This window comes from Pseudonocardia sp. Ae150A_Ps1 (assembly GCF_001932315.1).
Classification (GTDB): domain Bacteria; phylum Actinomycetota; class Actinomycetes; order Mycobacteriales; family Pseudonocardiaceae; genus Pseudonocardia.
Map to the genome: position 1 here is coordinate 2,985,960 of NZ_MCIJ01000001.1, position 21,608 is coordinate 3,007,567.

General features: G+C 74.3%; 17 protein-coding genes and 1 riboswitch. Of the genes, 4 read left to right on the plus strand and 13 right to left on the minus strand.

All coding sequences use genetic code 11. The annotated features are described in order from the left end of the window. Positions 1 to 4: 4 nt before the first annotated feature. The 8 genes from Ae150APs1_RS13790 to Ae150APs1_RS13820 all read right to left on the minus strand — a co-directional run bounded on the left by Ae150APs1_RS13790 (position 5) and on the right by Ae150APs1_RS13820 (position 9,265). Positions 5 to 1,720: an AMP-binding protein gene (locus Ae150APs1_RS13790; RefSeq protein WP_075297961.1), complete on the minus strand. Its 1,716-nt coding sequence runs from the start codon at positions 1,718 to 1,720 to the stop codon at positions 5 to 7. Continuing rightward, positions 1,717 to 2,913, minus strand: coding sequence for an isochorismate synthase (locus Ae150APs1_RS13795; protein ID WP_075297963.1), 1,197 nt, complete (start codon positions 2,911 to 2,913; stop codon positions 1,717 to 1,719). Before Ae150APs1_RS13795 ends, Ae150APs1_RS13790 begins: the two co-directional genes overlap by 4 nt. Before the next feature lie 78 nt (positions 2,914 to 2,991). Then, complete coding sequence (locus Ae150APs1_RS13800) at positions 2,992 to 3,756, minus strand: SDR family NAD(P)-dependent oxidoreductase (protein WP_249266333.1); 765 nt, start codon at positions 3,754 to 3,756, stop codon at positions 2,992 to 2,994. Positions 3,757 to 3,758: 2 nt separating this feature from the next. Next, on the minus strand, positions 3,759 to 4,757 hold the full coding sequence (locus Ae150APs1_RS13805) for an ABC transporter substrate-binding protein (protein ID WP_075297967.1): 999 nt from the start codon (positions 4,755 to 4,757) through the stop codon (positions 3,759 to 3,761). A gap of 110 nt (positions 4,758 to 4,867) precedes the next feature. Further along, positions 4,868 to 5,443: a siderophore-interacting protein gene (locus Ae150APs1_RS13810; protein ID WP_249266335.1), complete on the minus strand. Its 576-nt coding sequence runs from the start codon at positions 5,441 to 5,443 to the stop codon at positions 4,868 to 4,870. Continuing rightward, positions 5,437 to 5,727, minus strand: a complete 291-nt coding sequence (locus Ae150APs1_RS33595; RefSeq protein ID WP_249266336.1) for a siderophore-interacting protein — start codon at positions 5,725 to 5,727, stop codon at positions 5,437 to 5,439. Before Ae150APs1_RS33595 ends, Ae150APs1_RS13810 begins: the two co-directional genes overlap by 7 nt. Further along, positions 5,724 to 7,469: an ABC transporter ATP-binding protein gene (locus Ae150APs1_RS13815; protein WP_075297969.1), complete on the minus strand. Its 1,746-nt coding sequence runs from the start codon at positions 7,467 to 7,469 to the stop codon at positions 5,724 to 5,726. Before Ae150APs1_RS13815 ends, Ae150APs1_RS33595 begins: the two co-directional genes overlap by 4 nt. Next, positions 7,466 to 9,265, minus strand: a complete 1,800-nt coding sequence (locus Ae150APs1_RS13820; RefSeq protein ID WP_075297971.1) for an ABC transporter ATP-binding protein — start codon at positions 9,263 to 9,265, stop codon at positions 7,466 to 7,468. Before Ae150APs1_RS13820 ends, Ae150APs1_RS13815 begins: the two co-directional genes overlap by 4 nt. Before the next feature lie 109 nt (positions 9,266 to 9,374). Between Ae150APs1_RS13820 and Ae150APs1_RS13825 the strand changes: the two genes are divergently transcribed. Continuing rightward, positions 9,375 to 10,049, plus strand: a complete 675-nt coding sequence (locus Ae150APs1_RS13825) for a TetR/AcrR family transcriptional regulator (RefSeq protein WP_162097263.1) — start codon at positions 9,375 to 9,377, stop codon at positions 10,047 to 10,049. An 8-nt stretch (positions 10,050 to 10,057) separates the two neighbouring features. Here the strand turns inward: Ae150APs1_RS13825 and Ae150APs1_RS13830 are convergent, their stop codons facing one another. The 5 genes from Ae150APs1_RS13830 to metE all read right to left on the minus strand — a co-directional run bounded on the left by Ae150APs1_RS13830 (position 10,058) and on the right by metE (position 16,732). Beyond that, entirely contained in the window at positions 10,058 to 10,906 is an 849-nt protein-coding gene (locus tag Ae150APs1_RS13830) for a hypothetical protein (RefSeq protein ID WP_075297973.1), read from the minus strand. After that, positions 10,903 to 11,664 carry an ABC transporter permease gene (locus tag Ae150APs1_RS13835; RefSeq protein ID WP_075297975.1) on the minus strand — a complete coding sequence of 254 codons (762 nt, stop codon included), beginning with the start codon at positions 11,662 to 11,664 and terminating at the stop codon, positions 10,903 to 10,905. Before Ae150APs1_RS13835 ends, Ae150APs1_RS13830 begins: the two co-directional genes overlap by 4 nt. Before the next feature lie 92 nt (positions 11,665 to 11,756). Next, positions 11,757 to 12,701, minus strand: a complete 945-nt coding sequence (locus Ae150APs1_RS13840) for an ABC transporter permease (protein ID WP_075297977.1) — start codon at positions 12,699 to 12,701, stop codon at positions 11,757 to 11,759. Next, positions 12,698 to 14,227 carry an ABC transporter substrate-binding protein gene (locus tag Ae150APs1_RS13845; RefSeq protein WP_075297979.1) on the minus strand — a complete coding sequence of 510 codons (1,530 nt, stop codon included), beginning with the start codon at positions 14,225 to 14,227 and terminating at the stop codon, positions 12,698 to 12,700. Before Ae150APs1_RS13845 ends, Ae150APs1_RS13840 begins: the two co-directional genes overlap by 4 nt. A gap of 201 nt (positions 14,228 to 14,428) precedes the next feature. Continuing rightward, the gene (gene metE, locus Ae150APs1_RS13850) at positions 14,429 to 16,732 is read right to left on the minus strand and encodes a 5-methyltetrahydropteroyltriglutamate--homocysteine S-methyltransferase (protein ID WP_075297981.1); all 2,304 of its coding nucleotides are present in this window, start codon (positions 16,730 to 16,732) and stop codon (positions 14,429 to 14,431) included. 185 nt (positions 16,733 to 16,917) lie between these two features. Further along, a riboswitch (cobalamin riboswitch) is annotated at positions 16,918 to 17,059 on the minus strand. A 299-nt stretch (positions 17,060 to 17,358) separates the two neighbouring features. On the opposite strand from metE, the gene mdo reads away from it, so the two are divergent. The 3 genes from mdo (at position 17,359) to Ae150APs1_RS13865 (ending at position 21,600) form a co-directional block, all read left to right on the plus strand. Beyond that, positions 17,359 to 18,651 (plus strand): NDMA-dependent methanol dehydrogenase, encoded by a 1,293-nt coding sequence (mdo, locus tag Ae150APs1_RS13855; RefSeq protein WP_075297983.1) that lies wholly within the window; start codon positions 17,359 to 17,361, stop codon positions 18,649 to 18,651. Positions 18,652 to 18,785: 134 nt separating this feature from the next. Further along, positions 18,786 to 20,051, plus strand: a complete 1,266-nt coding sequence (locus Ae150APs1_RS13860) for a MoxR family ATPase (protein ID WP_083680121.1) — start codon at positions 18,786 to 18,788, stop codon at positions 20,049 to 20,051. A 13-nt stretch (positions 20,052 to 20,064) separates the two neighbouring features. Next, on the plus strand, positions 20,065 to 21,600 hold the full coding sequence (locus Ae150APs1_RS13865) for a VWA domain-containing protein (RefSeq protein ID WP_075297984.1): 1,536 nt from the start codon (positions 20,065 to 20,067) through the stop codon (positions 21,598 to 21,600). Positions 21,601 to 21,608: the final 8 nt, after the last annotated feature.

Genomic DNA, 21,608 nt, shown 5'->3' on the forward strand with positions numbered 1-21,608 from the left:
TCGCTCACCTCTCCTCGTCGGCCGACGAGGGGACCGCCCCGCCGGTGTCGGCCGCGGCGGGTGCCGCGGCGCGTGCGCGCAGCGCCTCGCGCAGCTCGCGCTTGCTGGTCTTGCCGACCCCCGTCACCGGGAAGCCGGGAACGATCTCGATCAGGTCCGGCACCTTGAACGCGGCCACCCCGCGCTCGCGGACGAACCGGCGCAGCACCGACCCGGCCGGGGCGTCGGTGCCCGGCCGGGGCACGACGTAGGCGCAGGTCCGTTCGCCGAGGTAGCCGTCCGGGACGCCGATGACGGCGGCGTCCAGCACGTCGGGGTGCGCCATGAGGTGGTCCTCCACCTCGGTCGGCGCGACCTTCTCCCCGCCCCGGTTGACCTGCTCCTTCACCCGGCCCACGACCTCCAGGTGCCCGGTCGGGGTGCGGCGGACCAGGTCACCGGTCCGGTAGAAACCGTCGTCGGTGAAGGCGGTCGCGTTGTGCTCGGCGGCGCGGAAGTAGCCGCGGATCGTGTACGGCCCGCGGGTGAGCAGCGCGCCGACCCGGCCCGGCTCCACCTCGGCCGTCGACGGCGCCGCCGGGTCGTCCGGGTCGACGACCCGGATCTCGTCGTCGGCCGAGATCGGCCGGCCCTGGGTGGTCAGGACGAGCTCGTCGGGGTCGTCGAGGCGGGTGTAGTTGACCAGGCCCTCGGCCATCCCGAAGACCTGCTGCAACCGGCAGCCCAGCGCCGGGCCGATCCGTCCTGCCAGCTCCGGCCCGCACTTCGCCCCGCCGACGAGGACGACCTCCAGGCTGGACAGGTCGTGCGCGGTGCGGGCGGCCGCGTCGGCCCAGGCCGCCGCGAGCGGCGGAACCAGCCCGGTGATCGTCACCCGTTCCCGCTCGACCAGCGCGAACGCCGTCGACGGATCGGGGGCCGGGGCGAACACCGAGGCCGCGCCCGCGTGCAGCGCGCCGAGGACACCGGGCGAGCTGAGCGGGAAGTTGTGCGCCGCGGGCAGCGCGGCGAGGTAGACGCTGTCCGGCCGCAGACCGCAGATCCGGGCGCTCTCCCGGACGCTGTGGAGGTAGTCGTCGTGGGTCCGCGGGATCAGTTTCGGCAGCCCGGTGGACCCGCCGGAGAGCTGCAGGAACGCCACGCCCTCCGGGGCCGGGTCGGGCAGCGCGACCGGGTCGGCGTCCAGGCCGGCCAGCGGGACCGTCCCGTCCGTGGTGCCGCCGGCGCCGGTGTCCAGCACGATCGTCTCGCGGACGGAGCCGACGGCGCCGGCAGTGGCGCGGGCGAGCGCGCCGTGGTCGTACCGGGCGTGCGCGTCGACGGTGAGCACCGCCGCGGCCTCCGACCACTCCGCGACGTGGCGCAGCTCGGTCTCCCGGTGCGCCGGCAGCGCGAACACCGGCCGGGCACCCACCCGGAACAGCGCGAACACGACCGGCAGGAACTCGGGGACGTTCGGCAGCTGGAGCACGACGTTCTCGCCGGGCCGGATCCCGAGCCCGTGCAGGCCCGCGGCCAGCCGGTGCGCGCGGCGGTCGAGGTCGGCGAAGGTCCAGCGGTGCTCGGTGCCACCGGTCCGCCCGACGACGGCGGTGCGCTCCGGGTGCGCCGCGGCCAGCAGCGACAGCCAGGTCCCGAACGAGCGGCCGTGCCAGTACCCGGCCGCGCGGTAGCGCGCGGCGACCTCCGGCGGCCAGGGGACGTGGTCGGGCCCGGTCATGCGACGGCCTCGACCCCGATGGCCCGCAGCATCATGCGGAACTTCGCGCGGGTCTCGGCGACCTCGGAGTCCGGGTCCGACCCGGCGACGATGCCCGCCCCGGCGTACAGCCGCACGGTCCGGTCGCACACCTCGGCACTGCGGATGGCCAGCACCCACTCGCCGTCACCGTCGGCGTCGACCCAGCCGGTCATCCCGCTGTAGTAGCCGCGGTCCGACGGTTCGAGCTCGCCGATCGCCTCCCGGGCGGCGGGCACCGGCACCCCGCACACGGCGGGGGTCGGGTGCAGCGCGTGCGCCAGGTGCAGCGCGCTCACCGACGGGTCGGCGAGCCGACCGGAGATCCGGCTGGACAGGTGCCACATGGTGGCGGTGCCGATGACCTCGGGCTCGGTGGGCGCGTCGACCTCGGTGCAGAACCCGCGCAGCACGGCGACGACCCGGTCGGCGACGAGCGCGTGCTCGGCGAGGTCCTTCTCCGACACCTTCAGCGCCGCGATCCGGGCCTCGTTCTCGGCCGGGTCGTCGGACCGCGGGATCGACCCGGCGAGCGGGTTGGTCACCACGGTGCCGCCCTCGCGGGACACCAGCAGCTCCGGGCTCGCCCCGACGAGCGTGCGCAGCGCGGGGTCGCCGGGGGCGGTGACGTCCGCGGCGAACGCGAACGCGGCCGGGTCGGCCAGCGCGAGCCGGGTGAGCAGGTCCCGCACCGGGACCGGGGTCTGCGAGGTCAGCTCCAGCGCCCGCGCCAGGACGACCTTCTCCAGCCGGCCCTCCCCGATCAGGCCGAGTGCCCGGCGCACCCCGTCGGCGTAGGTCTCGGGGGCCGGTTCGTGACGCACCGACCAGCGCGAGCCCGGCGGTTCCGGGACCCGGACCGGGCCGGACGCCGCCGGGGACGGGGCGGCGCGGCGCACCAGGGCGGGGACGTGGAGGCTGCGCGGCGCGCCGGGGGCGAACCCGATCGCACCGACCACCACCGGGTCGGGGTGACCGGCGTCGGCGACGGCGGCGAGCGTCCCGGCGACCGCGTCCCCGGGGGAGCCCGGGGACTCCGGGACGACGGTGTGCACGCCGTCGGCGAGCAGGGTCCCGCGTGGTGACCGGTGGAAGAACGACCCGGGCAGGTACGCGGCGAGCAGGTCACCGCTGTCGTGCTCCGGGAGCGGACGCGCGGGGGCGGGGCTGGACAACTGACGTTTCCTTCCGGTCGTCGCCGGGCGGCGGAGGGTGGCGTCTCGTCGGGGCCGGGTACCGGCCCGTCTCGTGGCTCAGAGACCGAGGCTCGCGCCGCCGTCGACGGTCAGGGACTGCATGGTGACGTGCCGGGCGCCGTCGCCCGCGAGGAACAGCACGGCGGCCGCGACGTCGCCGGGGTCGGCGATGCGGCCGAGCGGGATGCCGAGGCGGTAGCGCTCCGGTGCACCCGCGACGACGGCGGTGGCCCCGCCGTCGTCGGACGGGTCCGGCCAGAGGGCCCGCTGCATGGCCGTGTCCGTGGCACCGGGACACACGACGTTGCAGCGGACGTGCGGCGCCAGCTCGAGACCCAGGGTGCGGGTCAGGGACACCGACGCGGCCTTGGACGCCGCGTAGGCGGCCATCCCGGTCCGCGGGGTACGGGACGCGTCCGAGGCGACCGTGACGATCGACCCGGACCCGCGGCCGTACATCCGCCGGCCCGCGGCCCGCCCGGTGTTCCACACCCCGGTGGTGTTGACCGCCAGGCAGGTCGCGAGGTCGTCGGCGTCCGCGTCGAGCACCGTCCCGGTCCGCAGCACACCGGCGGCGTTGACCAGCACGCCGAGCGGGCCGAGCTCGCGCTCCGCCTCGCCGACGGCGCGGTCGACGGCGCCGGCGTCGGCGTCGGCGACCAGGCCGAGCGCGGCCGGGCCGGTGAGCCCGGCCGCGGTGTCCCGCACCGCGGGATCACGGTCGAGCAGGGCCACCGGACGTCCGTCGGCGGCCAGCGCGGCCGCCACGGCCGCACCGATGCCCCGGGCCCCGCCGGTCACGAGTGCTGCGGACGCGGCCACGGTCAGCCGCCCTGCCGCGGGAAGATCTGCCCGAACTCGTCCAGGGTGGACAGCACGCCGTCGAAGTCGGGGCGGTAGCTGGTCGCCGGGAGCTCCCAGACGTTGCCGGACCGGAATGCGGGCAGCTGGGCGAAGTTCGGGTCCTGTTTCAGCTCGTCGAGGGACCTCCCGCCGCTGTCGACCACGATGGCGTTCGGCGCGTTCGCGACCTCGCTCAGGAGCTCGGGGCTGACCTCCATCGAGTCGCCGGTGCTGGCGAGCCGGGCGTCCGGCACCTTCGCGACGACGTCGGACGGGGTCACGCCGAGGTCCTGGCCGAGTGCGGGCAGCGCCGCGGTCGACGGGATCAGGTAGAGCTTCTCCGAGGCGAACGACCCGATGTAGACGGTCTCGCCGGCCGGGGGCGTGACCTGGCCCTTCACCTCGTCCAGCTTGGCCTGGTACTGGTCCAGCAGGGCCGGGACGGCGTCCGCCTTGTTCACCGCGTCGGCGACGGCGTCCAGCTGGTCCTGCCAGCCGGTCAGGGTGCGCGGCACCAGCACGGTCGGCGCGATCGCCGCGAGCTGGTCGTAGGCCTGCATGGCCTGGACCGCGGTGATGCCCTGGCCACCACCGATGATCAGGTCCGGCTGGGCGGCCGCGACGGCCTCGATGCTGAGCGAGTCCCCGGCGGGCAGCTGCTCGGTGCCCGCCTCACGGGCCCGGTCGGCCCAGGCCGGCGGGAACCCGCCGTCGAAGTTCGTGACACCGAGGACCCGGGTGTCGGTCGCGACCGGCGGGACGTCGAGCGCGTACAGGTAGCTCGCGAGGCCGCCGTTGAGGTTGACGACGCGCTGCGGCGCCGACGGGACCTCCAGCGGCCCCCGGTCGGTCGTGATGGTCCGGGGCCCGGATGCCTCGGCGTCGCCGCCCCCGCCACCGGACCCGCATCCCGCCACCAGTCCCAGCAGGACGGCGAGCGACGCTGCCGCGAGCGCGCGCGCAGTCGATGAACCCGGCATCTTCGGGCCTCCTTCGCATTCTTCGCTGATGCGACGAACTTATGAAGTTAGCCTGGCCTTAACAAGAGATAGCGTCATCTGAATTGATGACGGATCTCACCTGGCGATCATTACGCGGGGTGACTCGATTCCCCCATCTGCTCGTTCGCGTCGGCGACGTCCTGCGCCGTCGGGGCGTCGTCCTGGGTGAGGTCGCGACGCCAGTAGCCGGTGAAGGCGACCGCCCGCTTGTCCAGCCCGCGATCACCGACGAGGTGCCTGCGCACCGCCCGCACCGACGACGCCTCCCCCGCCACCCAGGCGAAGACCTCGCCGTCGGGCAGCTCGGCCGCGCGCACCGCGTCGAGCAGCGACGACGGCCGGTGCACCCAGTGCACGGCCAGCTCGGCGGGCGAGTCCAGCCGCTGTTCCTCGGCCGGGCCGGCGACCTCGACGACGGCGACCGCGCGCACACCCGCGGGCAGCGCCTCCAGCGAGGCCGCGATCGCCGGCAGCGCGGTCTCGTCCCCGGCGAACAGCCGGACCGGCTGCTCCGACGGCGTCCGGTAGCCGGCGACGGCCGGTCCGAGCACCCCGACGACGTCGCCGATCGCGGCGCGGGCCGCCCACCGGCTCGCCGGCCCGGCGTCGTCCGTGCCGTGCGGACCGTGCGTGCCGTCGTCGTGCAGCACGAAGTCGATCACCATCGGCCGTGCTCCGGGTCCAGCGTGCGCACCGTGTAGGACCGCATCCAGGGCCGCCGCTCCTCGGGGACGGCGAGGTAGCGCGCGTACCAGCCCGCCACGCCGCTGCCGTCCTCCGGGGCTCCGGGGATCTCGGGGACGCCGCCGAGCTTCACCTGCTGGTCCGGCGCGACCTCGCGGGCGCCCAGCCAGTCGTCGGCGGACAGCGTGATGCGCCGCATCCGCGGGGTCAGGGGCTCGACGCCGGTCACGCGGCCGAGCACGTAGGGCGGGAGGGGCTGGGTCACGGGTTCTCCTCCGTCGAGACGAGCCGCCAGCCACGGGCGCGGCGGCGGGACTCCCAGAACGCGGCGTAGCGGCCACCGCGGGCGAGCAGTTCGGCGTGCGTCCCCGACTCGGCGACGCCGCCGTCGTGGAGCACGACGATCCGGTCCGCGGCGACGACGGTCGGGAGCCGGTGGGCGATCACCAGCACCGTGCTGCGCTCCGCCAGGACCCGCATCGACCCGGTGAAGAACCGCTCGTTCTCCGGGTCCAGCGCGGCCGTGGCCTCGTCGAGCAGGACGACGTCGGCGTCCTTCAGCAGCGCCCGCGCGATCGACACGCGCTGGCGCTCGCCGCCGGACAGCGAGGTGCCGCCCTCCCCGACCCGGGTCGCCCAGCCGTCGGGCAGCCGCTCGACGATCTCGGTGACCCCGGCGAGGCGGGCCGCCTCGGCGAGGTCCGCCGCGCTCGCGCCGGGCCGTCCGAGCCGGACGTTGTCCTCCAGCGTCCCGTCGAACAGGTAGACGTCCTGGAAGACCAGCGCCAGCTGGGCCATCAGGTCCTCGGTGGTCTGGTCGCGCACGTCGGCCCCGCCGACCCGGACGGTGCCCGAGCCGGTGTCCCAGAACCGAGCGATCAGCCGGGTCACCGTCGTCTTCCCGGAGCCGGAGGCACCGACCAGCGCGACGGTCGAGCGGGGCGGGATCCGCAGCGACACCTCCCGCAGGACCGGGTGCGCGGGGTCGTAGCCGAAGCTCACCCGGTCCAGCTCGACCGCGCCGCGCTCGGGGCGGCCCGCCGGGACCTCCGGTTCGGGCAGCGGTTCCTCGGTCAGCACCGCGACCAGCCGGGCGAGGTCGTTGCGGGCGATCCGGACGACGCCCGCGTAGTCCCCGACCTCGGCGAGCGGCCCGGTGAACCGGGCGGCCAGCGCCACCAGCGCGACCATCCGGACGGCGTCGAGCGAGCCACCGAGCACCAGGTAGGCGCCGGTGAGGATCAGCGCGCTGAACGCGACCTGGACGGCGAACCCGCCGGCGACGATGCCGCCGGTCGCCAGCCAGACCGACCGGTGCCCGGCGCGCCGCTGGGCCTCGATCGCGTCCTCCAGCGGCCGGTACCCGGCCGCGCCGCGGCCGAACGCCCGGAGCACACGCTGGGCCCGCGCGAACTCGACGACCCGGTTCCCGGCGTCGACGGCCGCCGCGTCGTCGAGCGCGTCGCCGCGGCCGACCCAGGTCGCGGCGAGCCGGAACGCGAGCCACAGCAGCGGGACGCAGACCAGGGCCGCCAGCGCGAGCCGCCAGTCGAACAGCAGCATCGCGAGCACGATCGTCGCCGGGGTCACGATCGCCACGACCAGCGGGGTGAGCAGGTGCGCGAACAGGCCGGCCACCATCGTCGTGCCGCCGGTGGCGATCCGGGACAGCCGCCCGACCCGCTCGGAGGAGAACCACCCCAGCGGCAGCGACGACACGTGGTCACCGAGCCGCTCGTGCATCGTCGTGAGGACGACGAGCGCGACGCCGAACCCCGCCATGGCCTGCACGTAGTACACGACGCACGCGCCGGCGGCCGCGACGAGCAGCACGCCGGTCCAGGCGAGCGCGCCGGCGGTGTCCCCGGCGAGCAGGGCCTCCAGGAAGGGCACCAGCAGGACCGTCGCGACGCCCTGGAGCACCCCGAACCCGGTGACCCAGGCCAGGTAGGCGAACAGCCGGCGGCGGTGCTCCGGGCCCAGGATCAGCAGCAGGTCGGCGATCATCGGACGTCCTCCCCCGCCCGGTGGGCGGCCCACATCGCGGCGTAGCGCCCGCCGCGGGCGACCAGCTCGTCGTGCGTGCCGGACTCGACGATCCGGCCGGTGTCGACCACGGCGATCCGGTCGGCACCGGTGATCGTCGACAGCCGGTGCGCCACGACGATCACGGTGCGCCCGCGGGCGAGCTCGGACAGCGCGTCCTGGATCTCGGCCTCCGACTCAGGATCGGCGAAGGCGGTCGCCTCGTCGAGCACCAGGACCGGGGTGTCGGCAAGCAGCGCGCGGGCGATCGACACCCGCTGCGCCTCACCGCCGGAGAGCAGCGCGTCCTCCCCGACGACCGAGTCGTAGCCACGTGGCAGCGCCCGGACCCGGTCGTCGATGCGGGCGGCCCGGCAGGCGGCGTGCAGGTCCTCGTCGGACGCGCCGGGGCGGCCGAGCCGCACGTTGCCGGCGACCGTCCCGTGCAGCAGCTGCACGTCCTGCAGCACGAAGCCGACGTGCCGGTAGAGCACCTCGGGGTCGACCTCCCGGACGTCGGTCCCGCCGATCCGGACCGTGCCGCCGGTGACGTCGTGGAACCGGGCCACCAGGGTCGCCAGGGTGCTCTTGCCCGCGCCGGACGGCCCGACCAGCGCCGTGACCGTCCCTTCCGGACAGTCCAGGTCGATCCCGCGCAGCACCTCGGCGCCGCCCGGGTAGGCGAAGCGGACCCCGGACAGCTCCACCCGGTGCCCCTCGGGCACCCGCGGCACGTCCGGCACCGGCAGGACAGGGGTATCCAGCAGCTCGTGGATCCGCAACGCGGCCGCGGCGGCGGTGCGCCGGTTCTGCGCGCCGAACCCGAGCGCGGTGATCGTCGTCGGGACGACGAGGGCGATGAGGATCCCCGTCATCCCCTCGACCGGGGTCACCCAGCCGGCACCGGTGAACCAGACGACCCCCGCATACGACACGAGGAGCACCACCGGCGCCGAGATCGCCATCGTGCTGACGGCCTCGATCCGCAGCATGGGGCGGACCCACGCGGCGTAGAACCGGCCGAAGTCGCGGGCGGCCTCGGCGTAGCCGCGGTGCGCGCGCCGCGCCTGGCCGAACGTCTTGACGACGGCGATGCCCGACACGAACTCGACGACGGCGGCGCTGATCCGGGCGTGGCCGGCGTGCATCTCGTCGACCTTCTCGGTGTAGCCGCTCATCATGTACGCGTAGGCCGCGGCGTAGAACGGCACGGTGGCCACCGCGAGGAGGGCGAGCCGCCAGTCCAGCCAGGTCAGGTAGCCGAGTCCGGCGAGCGGCAGCACCCAGGCCGCGACCCACTCCACCGGGTGGTGCGCGACGACCTGGTGGAGCTCGTGCACATCGTCCTGGGCGGCCTTGCGGACCAGCCCGGACGAACGCTCGGAGAACCAGCCGAGCGGCACCCGTCCCAGGTGGGCGGCCATCCGGCGGCGCAGCACCGCCTGCAGCCGGACGTCGGCGAAGTGGGTGATCGCGAGCGCGAGGCCGGTGATGCCACCGCGGGCCCCGAGCCCGGCGACGACCAGCCACACGGTGTCCGTCACCGCGCCGGGATCGACCGGGCCGGGGGCGAGCAGTGTGTCCGCCAGCTGCGCGAGCGCGACGAACGGGACCAGGCCCGCCGCGGCACCGACGGCCGCGAGGACCTGCGCGACCCGGATCCGGACGGCGACCGGGCGCAGCAGCCCGGTGAGCGCCGCGGACTCGGCCCGGGCACGGGCCCGTGGGTCCGGTGGCGCGACCGGCGGCGCGGTCGCCTCCTCGGTGAGAGCGGTCACGGGGTCTCCCGACAGAGATCGCAGGGGCGGGCGGCGCAGCGCCTTGATTAGGCAAACCTTAGCTATCTCTGAATAGCATTTGCAATCCCGGGTGCCGTACGGTTCGGCGGTGCCGATCACACCGGGAGTGCGGGCGGGGAACCGGCCGGGACCGAAACCGCGCCTGACCCGGGAGGAGATCGTCGAGGCCGCCGTCGAGGTGGGCGTCGAACGACTGTCGGTCGGTGCGGTCGCCGAGCGTCTGGGCGTCGCACCCGGCACCCTCTACCGCTACGTCGACGGGCTGGAGGAGATCGCCGCGGCGGCGGTCGCGCTGGTGTTCGCGCGCACCCCGCTCCCCGACCCGGCGCACGGCTGGCGCCCCTTCCTGGAGGAGGAGGCGGAGCTCGCGTTCGACCTGCTGCTGCGGTACTCCGGCCTGATCCAGGACCTCGGCGCCGACCTCAGCGCGGTGGCGGGCGACCGGCTGCGGAGGATCGTCGGCGCGCTGCACGACGCCGGGTTCGGCCCGACCGCCGCCGTACGGGTCGCCGACGCGGTGCTCGACGTCGTCGCCGACGGCGCGCACCAGACCCGCTGGGTACGGGGTCCGGGTGGCGGCCCCGGCGACCTGTCCGACCCGGCGCGGGCCTACCTCGACTCGCTCGACGGCGCGGTCCGCGAGCAGGTCCGGGGCATCATGACCGGCCCGCGGGACCACGTGCTGGACAAGGTCGCGCTGCTCCTCGACGGCGTCGAGCTGCGCCGCGCCGCCGGACGCGAGGGGTACGCCGGGATCCGGTGAGCGCCGGCTCAGCCGCTGTTGCGGTCGCCGTCGGGGTCGAGCAGGTCCGGTTCCGGGGCCACCCGGCCGCGCCAGGCGTCGAGCACGGCGGGATCGGCGGTGCCGGTCCGGGCGAGCACCCGCAGTGCGACCGCCTGCGCGGCCCGGCCCGGCGGGGCCGCGGGACGGTCGCCCGGCGGCTCCCCCGCGGCGACGGCACGGAGCACCTCGGCGGTGACGTCCCGCTGCGCCGAGTCGCCGAACCTCTCCAGGAGCCGGTCGAACGCGGCCAGGCGGTCCGCGTCGAACGGCCGCGGACGTCCCGTCAGGTCCGTCAGCGGGTGCGCCGGGTACAGGTGGGCGCACGGCAGGTACCCGTCCGGCACCGGGACGGTCGCGGCGTGCGTGCGCCCCGCCCGCAGGAGCTGCGGGAGGAGGTGGGTGTGCGGGCCGTCGGGCGAGCGGCCGTCCGGCGGCGGGATCGCGGCGAACACCTCGACCCGTCCGACGGCCGTCACGAACACCCGGTGCGGTCCGGCCGCGACCAGGGTGGCGACGAGGTCGCCGTCGAGCGGGCGCCCCTCGGCCGCCCGCAGCGCGGCGAGCAGCTCCGGGTCCCCGGTCCGCACGCAGGCGTCGACCGTGGGGGTGCCGAGACCGAGGTCGACGAGGACGTCCGCCCGGTCGGTGTCGCGCAGCGCGTCGCGGTCCGGCCCGAGCACGGTGACGGTGGTCCGGGCCGCGCACCGGGCGTCCGCGGCGGGCAGGCACAGCGCGACGGCGTGGTTCCAGTGGTCCTCCGGCTCGACCGGGGTGCGGTAGGCGACCGGCCGGGTGCCCGGCGGCGCAGCGAGCCGGATCCCGCCGCGGCCGGTCACCGGGCTCCCACCCGGTCGAACCGCCGTCCCCACCACAGGGCCACCCCGGCGGTCAGCACGACGGCGGCCGAGGGCACGAGCACCACCTGCGGCGCGGTGAACAGGTACTCGCGGCCCTCCGCCACCATCGCGCCCCACTCGGCGGTCGGCGGCTGCACGCCCAGCCCGAGGAACGACAGTCCCGAGATCGTCAGCAGGGTGCTCGCGAACCGCACGCAGGCGTGCGCGCCCAGCGGCGGCACCAGGTTCCGGCCCACGTGCCGCACCAGCACCCGGACCGGGCCCGCACCCAGCGCGACCGCGGCCGTCACGTACTCGCGCTCCCGCTCGGCGAGCACCAGCAGGTGCGCCTGCCGGGCGAACGGCGTCCACGCGATCGCCGTCACGGCCACCAGGAGCGAGGTGGTCCCCGGTCCGAGCGTCACCGCCGCGACGAGTCCGAAGAGGACGACCGGGATCGCGGCGAGGACGTCGACGAGCCGCATCACCAGCCGTCCGAACGCACCGGTGACGGCGGCGGCCGCACCGACCGCCGTCCCGAACGCCCCGGTCACGGCGACGGCGAACAGGCTCAGCCCGAGGGTCAGGCGTCCGCCGTGGAGGGTGCGGGAGAGCAGGTCCCGGCCCAGCTGGTCGGTCCCCAGCGGGTGCGCCGCCGACGGTCCGGCGAGCAGGCCCGCGAAGTCGGCGCGCTCGGGGTCGGGCAGCAGCAGCGGGACGCACGCGAGGAACGCGACGGCGAGACACCCGGCGGCCACGACCGGCCACCGGCGTCGCGGAGCGCGCCACCGCACCGGGGCGCCGGCACGGACGGGCCCGGGGCGGGCACCGGCCCGTTCCCGCACGCCCGTCACGCGTCCCCCGCCGAGCGCAGGACCGGGTCGAGCAGCGTCGCGACGATCTCGACGAGCACGCCGGCGACGACCGCGACCGTCACCACGAGCAGCGTCCCGGCCTGGATCACCGGGAGGTCCTGGGCGGGCACGGCCTGGTGCAGCAGCCGCCCGAGGCCGGGGATGCCGAACACGACCTCCACCACGACGGACCCGCCGAGCAGCCCGGCGACGAACAGTCCGGCGAGCGCCGTCACCGACGTCGTCGCGAGCCGGGCGCCGTGCCGCCACAGCACCGAGTGCTCGCCCAGGCCCTTCGCCCGGGCGACGAGCACGTGCGGCCGGGTGAGCACCATCGCGGTCTCCGCGCGGACGAGCTGGGCGGCGAGTGCGCCCGGGTACGCGGCCAGGGTCAGCACCGGCAGCACCAGGTGCTGCGGCCCGCCCCAGCCCACGGCGGGCAGGGCACCGAGCCCGACCGCGAAGACCAGCACCAGCCAGGGCGCCAGGACGAACTCGGGCACGGCGACCCCGGCGATCGTCCCCGCCCCGAGGAACCGGTCCAGCCGGCCGCCCGGCCGGCGCGCCGCGTAGGCCCCGGCCGGGATCCCGACGGCCGCGGCGAGCGCGAGTGCCAGCACCGCCAGCAGGCCGGACACCGCGGCCGCCCCACCGACCTGTTCCAGGACCGGGGTCCGCAAGACGTACCCGTACCCAAGGTCACCGCGCAGCAGCGCGCCGAGCCAGCGCAGGTACTGCTCGACCGGTGAGGCGTCCAGCCCGAGCGACGCCCGCACCCGCGCCTCGGTCGCCGGGTCCGGCACCGCCTCGGCGGAGCGGGCCCGCAGTACCGCCCGGGCCGGGTCCACGTCCGCCAGCCGCGGCAGCGCGAACACCAGCACCGTCGCGGCGAGCAGGACCGGCGGGACGACCAGCAGCCGGCGCAGGACCAGCCCGATCACCCCGTCGGCGTCAGCTGGGGCAGGATCGGCTCGATCTGCAGCGGGTCCGGGGTGAACCCGGTCGCGCCGCGCAGCACGGCGGTGTTCAGCGGGTGCACCAGCATCACGCCGACGGCGTCGGTGGTGAGCAGGCCGGCGGCCTCGGCGAACAGCTGCTGCCGCTGGGCCGGGTCGACGGTCGTGTTCAGCCGGGCGACGACCGCGTCGTAGGCCGGGCTGCAGTACTGGTCGATGGCGTAGCTGCCCTCGCACGTGTAGTCCGAGGTGAGCGTGCTCGCCGCGTCCGGGAAGTCGGAGAGGTAGCTGCGCGAGTTGAGGAACATGTCGTAGTTCCCGGCGAGGACCTCGGGCTCCTGCGCCTCGTAGTTCCCGACGGTGATCTCGACCCGCACCCCGGCCTCGGCGAGCATCGCCTGGAGCGCGTTCGCGAGCGTCGGCAGCTCAGGGCGGTTCGGGAACGTCCACAGCTGCACGGTCAGCGGGTTCTCCGGCCCGAACCCCGCCTCGGCGAGCAGCTGCCTCGCACGCTCGGGGTCGGCCGCGGGCGGCGGATCGGTCTCGCCCCACGGCACCGCCGCACCGAAGAGGTCCGCGGCCGGGGCCGCACCGCCGCCGAGCACCTGCTGCGCCAGCACCGGGCGGTCGATCGCCGCGGTCACGGCCTGCCGCACCCGGACGTCGTCGAACGGCGCGCGGGACTGGTTGAGCTGCAACGGGACCGTGCGAGCGTTCGGGTACTCGACGACCTCGGCGCCCGACGAGCGGACCTGCTCGACCTGGGCCTGCGGGAGGCCCTCGGCGAACTGCACGTCACCGGCCTGGACGGCGAGCGCGCGGGCCTGCGGGTCCTCCACGTAGCGGACGGTGATGCGGGCCGCGCCCGCCTTCTCGCCCCAGTACTGCTCGTTGCGGACGAGCTGTGCCGACTGGGCACCGTCCACCTGGTCCAGCACGAACGGGCCGGTCGCGTTCCGCAGGTACGCGGGCGCACCACCGCCGGCGTACGCGGCGGGGGCGAGGATCCCGAGGTTGCCGCTCGACATGCGCAGCGGCATGACCGGGTCGGGCTCGGCCGTGGTGATCCGCACGGCGTCGGGGCCGTCCGCCGCGACCGTGAACCCGATGTCGCGGATCGCCCGCGGCGGGGCGTCGCCCCCGGCGACGTAGCTCAGTGCCGTGACGACGGCGTCCGGCGTGAGCGGGGTGCCGTCGTGGAAGGTGACGCCCGGACGCAGGGTGAACCGCCAGGAGTCGCCCTCCTGCTCCCACGCGGTGGCCAGCATCGGTGCGGGCTGCGCCTGGTCGTCCACCGTGGTCAGCGTCTCGGCGACGCCGAGGGACTGGAGGCGGGCCCCGTCGTCCGCGTCGAAGGCGTAGTCCGAGCGGGGCGGGAACTGGAGCGCCACCGTCAGCTCACCGGCGGGATCGGGGCTACCACCGGTACCGCCGCCGCAGCCGGCGAGGAGCAGGGCGGTCGCGGTGGCCAGTGCGGCCAGGGCGTACCGGCCACGTCGTCGTGCGATCACGACATACAGCTACATCTGACGAACTGTTCAGACAAGATGGACGTGAGCAACAGCTCTGATCACGGATCCGGAAGTCTTGCGGCCGGATCCGGCCGCGCAGCTTCCCGATCCGTGATCACCATCCCGGTCAGGGATGGAGATGCCCCCGCGGCGCCGGACGGGACGGCCGGTACCGGCCGGCGCCACGGGAGCGCACCGGCGTCAGCCGGTGGTCGGTACCCCGCCGGAGCGGACCCGGCGGGCGGCCGCGACCAGGTTGGTCAGGGCGGCGACGGTCTCGGGCTCACCGCGCGTCTTGAGCCCGCAGTCCGGGTTGGCCCACAGCCGCTCGGCACCGATGTGGTGCAGCGCCGCGGTGAGCTGCCCGGCGAGCTCGTCGGTGTCCGGGACCTCGGGCGAGTGGACGTCGTAGACGCCCGGGCCGAGCCCGCGCGGCACCCCGGGCCCGAGGTCGCCGAGGACCTCCATCCGGGACCGGGCCGCCTCGACCGTGGTGACGTCGGCGTCCAGGCCGTCGATGGCCCCGACGACCTCGCCGAACTCGGAGTAGCAGAGGTGCGTGTGGATCTGCGTGGTGTCCGCGACCCCGCCGACGGACATCCGGAACGAGTCCACCGCCCAGTCCAGATAGGACTGCCGGTCGCGCTCGTGCAGCGGCAGCAGCTCGCGCAGCGCGGGCTCATCGACCTGGATGATCCGGATCCCGGCCGCCTCGAGGTCGACGACCTCGTCGCGCAGCGCCAGCCCGACCTGCCGGGCGGTGTCGCCGAGCGGCTGGTCGTCGCGGACGAACGACCAGGCCAGGATGGTGACGGGCCCGGTCAGCATGCCCTTCACGTACCGGTCCGACAGCGACTGCGCGTAGGTCGCCCAGCCGACGGTGATCGGCTCCGCGCGGGAGACGTCCGAGTGCAGGATCGGCGGCCGCACGCAGCGCGAGCCGTAGGACTGCACCCAGCCGAGCTCGGTCGTGGCGAACCCGTCGAGGTTCTCGGCGAAGTACTGGACCATGTCGTTGCGCTCGGGCTCACCGTGCACGAGCACGTCCAGGCCGATGTCCTCCTGGAGCCGCACCACGCGCTCGATCTCCCGGCGCATCCGCCCGGTGTACTCGTCGTCGGTGATGTCGCCGCGCCGGTGCGCGGCGCGGTCCTTGCGGATCTCCGCGGTCTGCGGGAACGACCCGATGGTCGTCGTCGGCACGTCGGGCAGGCCGAGCGCCTCGCGCTGCGCCTTGGCCCGCACGTCACCCGCGGGCCGCCGGTAGTGGTCGGCGCCCAGCTCGGCGAACCGGCTGCGCACGCCCTCGTCGCGCCGGGACGCCGCGGCCACCCGCTCCCGGGTGGCCTTCGCGGCGTCGAACGCGTCGGCCACCGCGGCCCGGCCCTCGTGCAGCGCACGCCCGAGCAGCACGACCTCGTCGACCTTCTGGCGGGCGAAGGCCAGCATGTCGACGACGTCGGCGGGCAGCGCGGTCTCCGCCTCCAGGTCGTAGGGCACGTGCAGCAGCGAGCACGAGGTCGAGACCTCCACCCGCCCCGCGACGCCGGTCAGCCGGGTCGCGTCGGACAGCGCGGCGTCGAGGTCGGTGCGCCAGACGTTGCGGCCGTCGACGACGCCGGCCAGCACCCGCTTGCGGCCCAGCCCCTCGACCGAGTCGATCCCGTCGAGATCCGCCCGGCCCGCGACGAGGTCCAGGGCGAGCCCCTCGACAGCGGTCGACGCGAGCACCGGCAGCGCCCGGCCGAGCTCACCGAAGTACGACGCGACCAGGATCTTCGGCCGGCGCGGCGCCGACGCGAGCCGGTCGTAGGCCTTCCGCAGTGCCGCGACCTCGGGGTCGGTGCGGTCGGCGGCGAAGGCCGGCTCGTCGAGCTGGACCCACTCGGCACCGGCGTCGGCGAGCTCGGCGAGCAGATCCCGGTAGACCTCGACGAGCGGGCCGAGCAGGTCCAGCGGCCGGAAGTCCTCCGGCGACCCCTCGGCAGGCTTGGACAGCAGCAGGAAGGTCACCGGCCCGACCAGCACCGGGCGGGTCAGGACGTCGGAGCGCAGCGCCTCCCGGAACTCGTCGAGCGCCTTGCGGCTCCCCGGGGCCAGTCGCGTCGACGGCCCGATCTCGGGGACGAGGTAGTGGTAGTTCGTGTCGAACCACTTGGTCATCTCGCAGGCCGGGGCGCCGGTGCGGCCGCGGGCCATCGCGAACAGCCGCTCCAGCGGATCCTCGATGCCGGCGAACCGTTCCGGCACGGCCCCGACGGCGAGCGCGGTGTCGAGCACGTGGTCGTAGAACGAGAACGTGTTGCCCGGGACCTGCCCCAGGCCGGCGTCGCGCAATCCGGTCCAGGTGTCCCGTCGCAGTCCGCCTGCCACGTCGTGCAGCGCCGAAGCGCCGGACCTCCCGGCCCAGAACGCCTCGGTCGCGCGCTTGAGCTCCCGGTACGGCCCGATCCGGGGGTATCCCAGAACGGTGCTTGCGGTGCCCGATTCGGACGAAGTCGTCACGGCCCTCTCTCCTCGCGAGCGCGGTGGGGGTGACCCGGGCCTCGCGGGAGGGCGACGTCACGACCGGGACGGCTCGGCCGTCCACACCGGACCCTGTCCGGCGGGCACGGCGATGCCCGGTCGTCCGCTCGGCCCTCCCTCGGGACCACGGATCGCGTGCACCGGCCGGCACACGCACCGTCGGCAGGTCTTCGGACTCGCGGGCGTCGTGCACGGGTGCACGTCCTACTGGCCGTCGCTTCCCGGGATCGCTCCCAGTGCTCATGACGGCGGTCGTTCCCACTCACCGCTGCGGGGCAGTCCCGGAGTCGCACCGGGTTCCCTCTTGCCTCGCCCGCCCGGCCCCTCCCGGGACCGCGCCGGCGAACCGTCGGCGGGACCGACCATAGATCAGGGATCCGGACGGGGCCAGGCCAGGCATTGCCGGACGGTGCTTGTTGCCATAGAGTGGCAACACGTTCGCCCGCTCCCACCCGAGCCCCAGGGCGACCTATCCCTGCCTCCTCCGTTCGGAGGGGCGTCCTGCCCGGACGCCCGACGGGTAATCGCGATCACCCCTGTGCTCACGGCCACAGCCCCCCTAGCGTGCGGAATCGACCCATCCGCCTGCCTCAGAAAGGGCTGACATGCAGGTAGACGAGCTGCTCAAGCCGTTCCCCATCAAGGAGTTCCACCCGTTCCCGCGGGCACTCATGGGTCCCGGCTCCCACGAGCTGATCGGGCCGGAAGCGCTCAAGCTGGGCTTCAAGAAGACCCTGGTCATGACGTCGGGCCTGCGCGGCACCGACATCGTCCACAAGATCGTCGAGTCGATGAAGTACCACGGCCTCGAGGTCGTCGTGTACGACAAGGTCGAGTCGAACCCCAAGGACTACAACTCGATGGATGCCGTCGCGTTGTACCAGGAGAACAACTGCGACTCCTTCGTCTCCATCGGCGGCGGGTCCTCGCACGACGCCTGCAAGGGCGCCCGCATCTCGGTCGCCCACGACGGCCGCAACGTCAACGAGTTCGAGGGCTTCAACAAGTCCGAGAACCCGGCCAACCCGCCGCACATCGCGGTCTCCACCACGGCCGGCACCGGCTCGGAGACCTCGTGGGCGTACGTGATCACCGACACCACGACCGACCCGGACAACCCGCACAAGTACGTGGCGTTCGACGACGCGTCGGTCACCACCCTCGCGATCGACGACCCGGTGCTCTACTACGACTGCCCGGTCGACTACACCGCGCAGTGCGGCTTCGACGTGCTCGCGCACGCCTCCGAGCCCTACGTGTCGCGGCTGAACTTCCAGCCGTCGCTGGGCAACGCGCTGCACGCGATCAAGCTGACCTCGCAGAACCTGCGCGCGGCGGTGTGGAACGGCCAGGACCTGCCCGGCCGCGAGGGCATGATGTACGCGCAGTACATCGCGGCCCAGGCGTTCAACTCGGGCGGCCTCGGCATCATCCACTCGATCTCGCACGCGGTGTCGGCGTTCTACGACACCCACCACGGCCTGAACAACGCGATCGCGCTCCCCCGCGTGTGGGCGTTCAACATGCCGGTCACCTACGAGCGCTTCGCGGACATCGCGGAGGCCATGGGCATCGACACCCGCGGCATGACCAAGCCGCAGGCCGCCGACGCCGCGCTGGCCGCCTCGATCCGGCTGCTGCGCGACGTGGGCATCCCGGAGAAGTTCGCCGACGTCAAGCAGGACACCTACTCGAAGAACCGGCTGGGCCAGGGCCCGACCAAGTTCTACGAGAACTCGCCGACCATCGTCGGTGACGCGGCGGACGTCGACCGGATCACCAACCACGTCCTGGGTGACGCCTGCACCCCGGGCAACCCCAAGGAGTGCACCTTCGAGACCGTCCGCCCGGTCGTCGACCACTCCATCAACGGCGACCTGGACGACCTCCTGACCTGATCGTCCGGTCAGTCCGTCGAGAATTTCGCACCAGCGGGCCCACGCCGCGCGAGTGATACTCGTGACGGGTGGGCCCGCTGGCTGCGGGGCCCGCTGCACCACCGCCGGTGCGGCCTGCGAAGGAGAAACCCAACGTGACCGAGGCTGTTGTCCCCTCTGCGCCCGAGGCTGCTGCCGCGATCGGCGCAGGCGCCCCGTTCGAATCCGTCGACCAGGTCGTCGAGGCCCTGCGCGAGCAGGGCTACATCGCCGACACCCGGCTGGCGACCACCGTCTTCCTCCTGACCCGGCTGGACAAGCCGCTGTTGCTGGAGGGACCCGCCGGCGTCGGCAAGACCGAGCTCGCGAAGATGCTCGCGCTCGCCACCGGACGCCGGCTGCTGCGCCTGCAGTGCTACGAGGGCCAGGACGAGACCAAGGCCCTGTACGAGTGGGACTACGGCAAGCAGCTCATGTACACCCAGATCCTGCGCGAGAAGATCGGGCAGGTCGTCGAGGACGCCCCCGACCTGGCCTCGGCCGTCGAGCGCATCGGGTCGCAGGAGAGCGTCTTCTTCTCCGAGCGGTTCCTCGCCCCGCGCCCGCTGCTCGAGGCGATCCGCTCGGAGCAGCCGTGCGTGCTGCTGATCGACGAGGTCGACCGCGCCGACGAGACGCTCGAGGCCGTGCTCCTGGAGACCCTGGGCGAGTACCAGATCTCGGTGCCCGAGGTGGGGACGTTCACCGCGAACCACCGCCCCTACGTGCTCCTGACCTCGAACAACACCCGCGACCTGGCCGCAGCCCTGAAGCGCCGCTGCCTGCACCTGTTCCTCGACTACCCCTCCGCGCAGCGCGAGCTCGACATCGTCCGGTCGAAGAAGACCGGGCTGGGCGACCAGCTGGCCGAGGAGCTCGTCAACGTGGTGCGCGGGCTGCGCGAGCTGGAGCTGCGCAAGTCGCCCTCGATCTCGGAGACGATCGACTGGGCCCGGACGCTGGCCGTCCTGGGGGTGGACGAGCTCAACTCGCAGATCCTCTCCGACACCGTCTCGGTCGTCGTGAAGTACGACAAGGACGTCAAGAAGGCGCTCGACGCCATCCCGCGCCTGGTCGACCCGAACCAGACGGTCCCCGAGCACGGCCACGGGCACGGCCATGGGCACGGGCACGGGCACGGCCACGACGGCGACCACTCCCACGACGACGCGCCGGCGGCCCCGGCCGCACGTCCCGCCGCGTCGGACGACCCCGACGACGGCGACGTCGACGGCCGGGCGAAGCGCGCGGCGAAGGACGAGCCGGGCCGGCACCCGATCTACGGCGGCATCACCTCCGGTGGTGGCAGCACGAAGCCCCGGAACGTGAGCTCCGGCCAGGGGTCCCGCTCGTTCGGCGGGTCCCGCAGGCGTCCGGTCTGAGCCGGGGGCGGGAGTGGAAGCCAGCATCCACCGCTTCGTCCGGCTGCTGCGGATCCGGGCGGTACGCATCTCCGTCTCCGAGGCACTGGACGCCATGGCCTGCGCCGCCCAGCCCGGGGTGCTCGCCGACAAGTCGGTGCTCAAGGAGGCGCTGCGCGTCGCCCTGATCAAGGACCGGCGCGACGAGGAGACCTACGACCAGGTCTTCGACCTGTTCTTCTCGCTGGTCAAGGTCGGTGAGAGCGAGACGGGCCACGGGCACGGCCACGGCGACATGACCGACGACACGCCGCTGGACGACTTCACGCTGTCCGAGGAGCCCTCGGAGACCCCGCAGGAGGGTCACGACCACGGCGCCCCGGTCGACATCAAGGAGTTCTTCGACCCGGAGGACCTGGCCGAGCAGTACAACCTGCACCAGGAGGCCAACAAGATCGACATGGCCTCCATGACGGACGAGATCGTGCTGTCCAAGGAGCAGGCGAACGACATCACCGAGGGCCAGCGCGTCCAGATCGAGACCGACCGGTTCTCCGGCGGCGGCATCCCGGGCGGCATCTCCCAGCAGGCGGGGACGCAGGTCGACGCCGACCTGTCCGTCGTCCAGCAGGACGCCCTGCTCGGCTGGCTGAACTCCGAGGAGGACGCGCTCAGCGAGGCCGAGCAGGGCACCGAGGACGACGCGGCGGCCCTGCGCCGCCGGCTCACCGGCGTGCTCGACAACCTGCCGGAGCTGCTCAAGGCGCACCTGGAGAAGCTCCTCGAGATCGAGCAGCGGATCGTCGAGGGGCACGACGACTCCGAGAAGGCCGCCGAGGTCGACCGGGCGACCGAGACCGAGCGGATGCAGCTGGAGGACTCGCTCCGCCGCCTCGCGAAGTCGCTGCACGGCGCGCTCACCCACCGGCGCCGGGTGTCGCCGCGCGGCCGGATCGACTCGGCCCGCACGATGCGCAAGAACATGCGCTACGACGGCGTCCCCTTCGCCCCCGTCACCGTGCAGCGCCAGGAGGACAAGCCGCGGCTGGTGGTGCTGGCCGACGTCTCGCTGTCGGTGCGGGCCACCGCCCGGTTCACCCTGCACCTGGTGCACGGCCTGCAGGACCTGTTCGGCCAGGTGCGCTCGTTCGCGTTCGTGGCCGACCTCGTCGAGGTGACCGACCTGTTCGCCGACCACCCCGTCGAGCACGCCCTCGGGCTGATCTTCGGCGGCGACCAGCTCGACGTCGACGCCAACTCGCACTACGGGCTGGCGTTCGGGCAGTTCCTGGAGGACCACGGCTCCGCCGTGACCCGCCGGACGACGGTGCTGGTCCTCGGCGACGGCCGCGGCAACGGGAACGACCCGAACATGGAGGCGTTCGTCGAGATCACCCGGCGGGCCAGGGAGACGATCTGGCTGACCCCGGAACCGCGGTACTCGTGGGGCCTGGGCCGGTGCGACCTGCCCGCCTACGCCGAGTACTGCGACCGGGTCCGCGTCGTCCGGGACCTGTCCGGCCTGGAGACGACGACGAACGAGATGTCCGGCGAGCTCATCGGCCGCTGACCCGCACC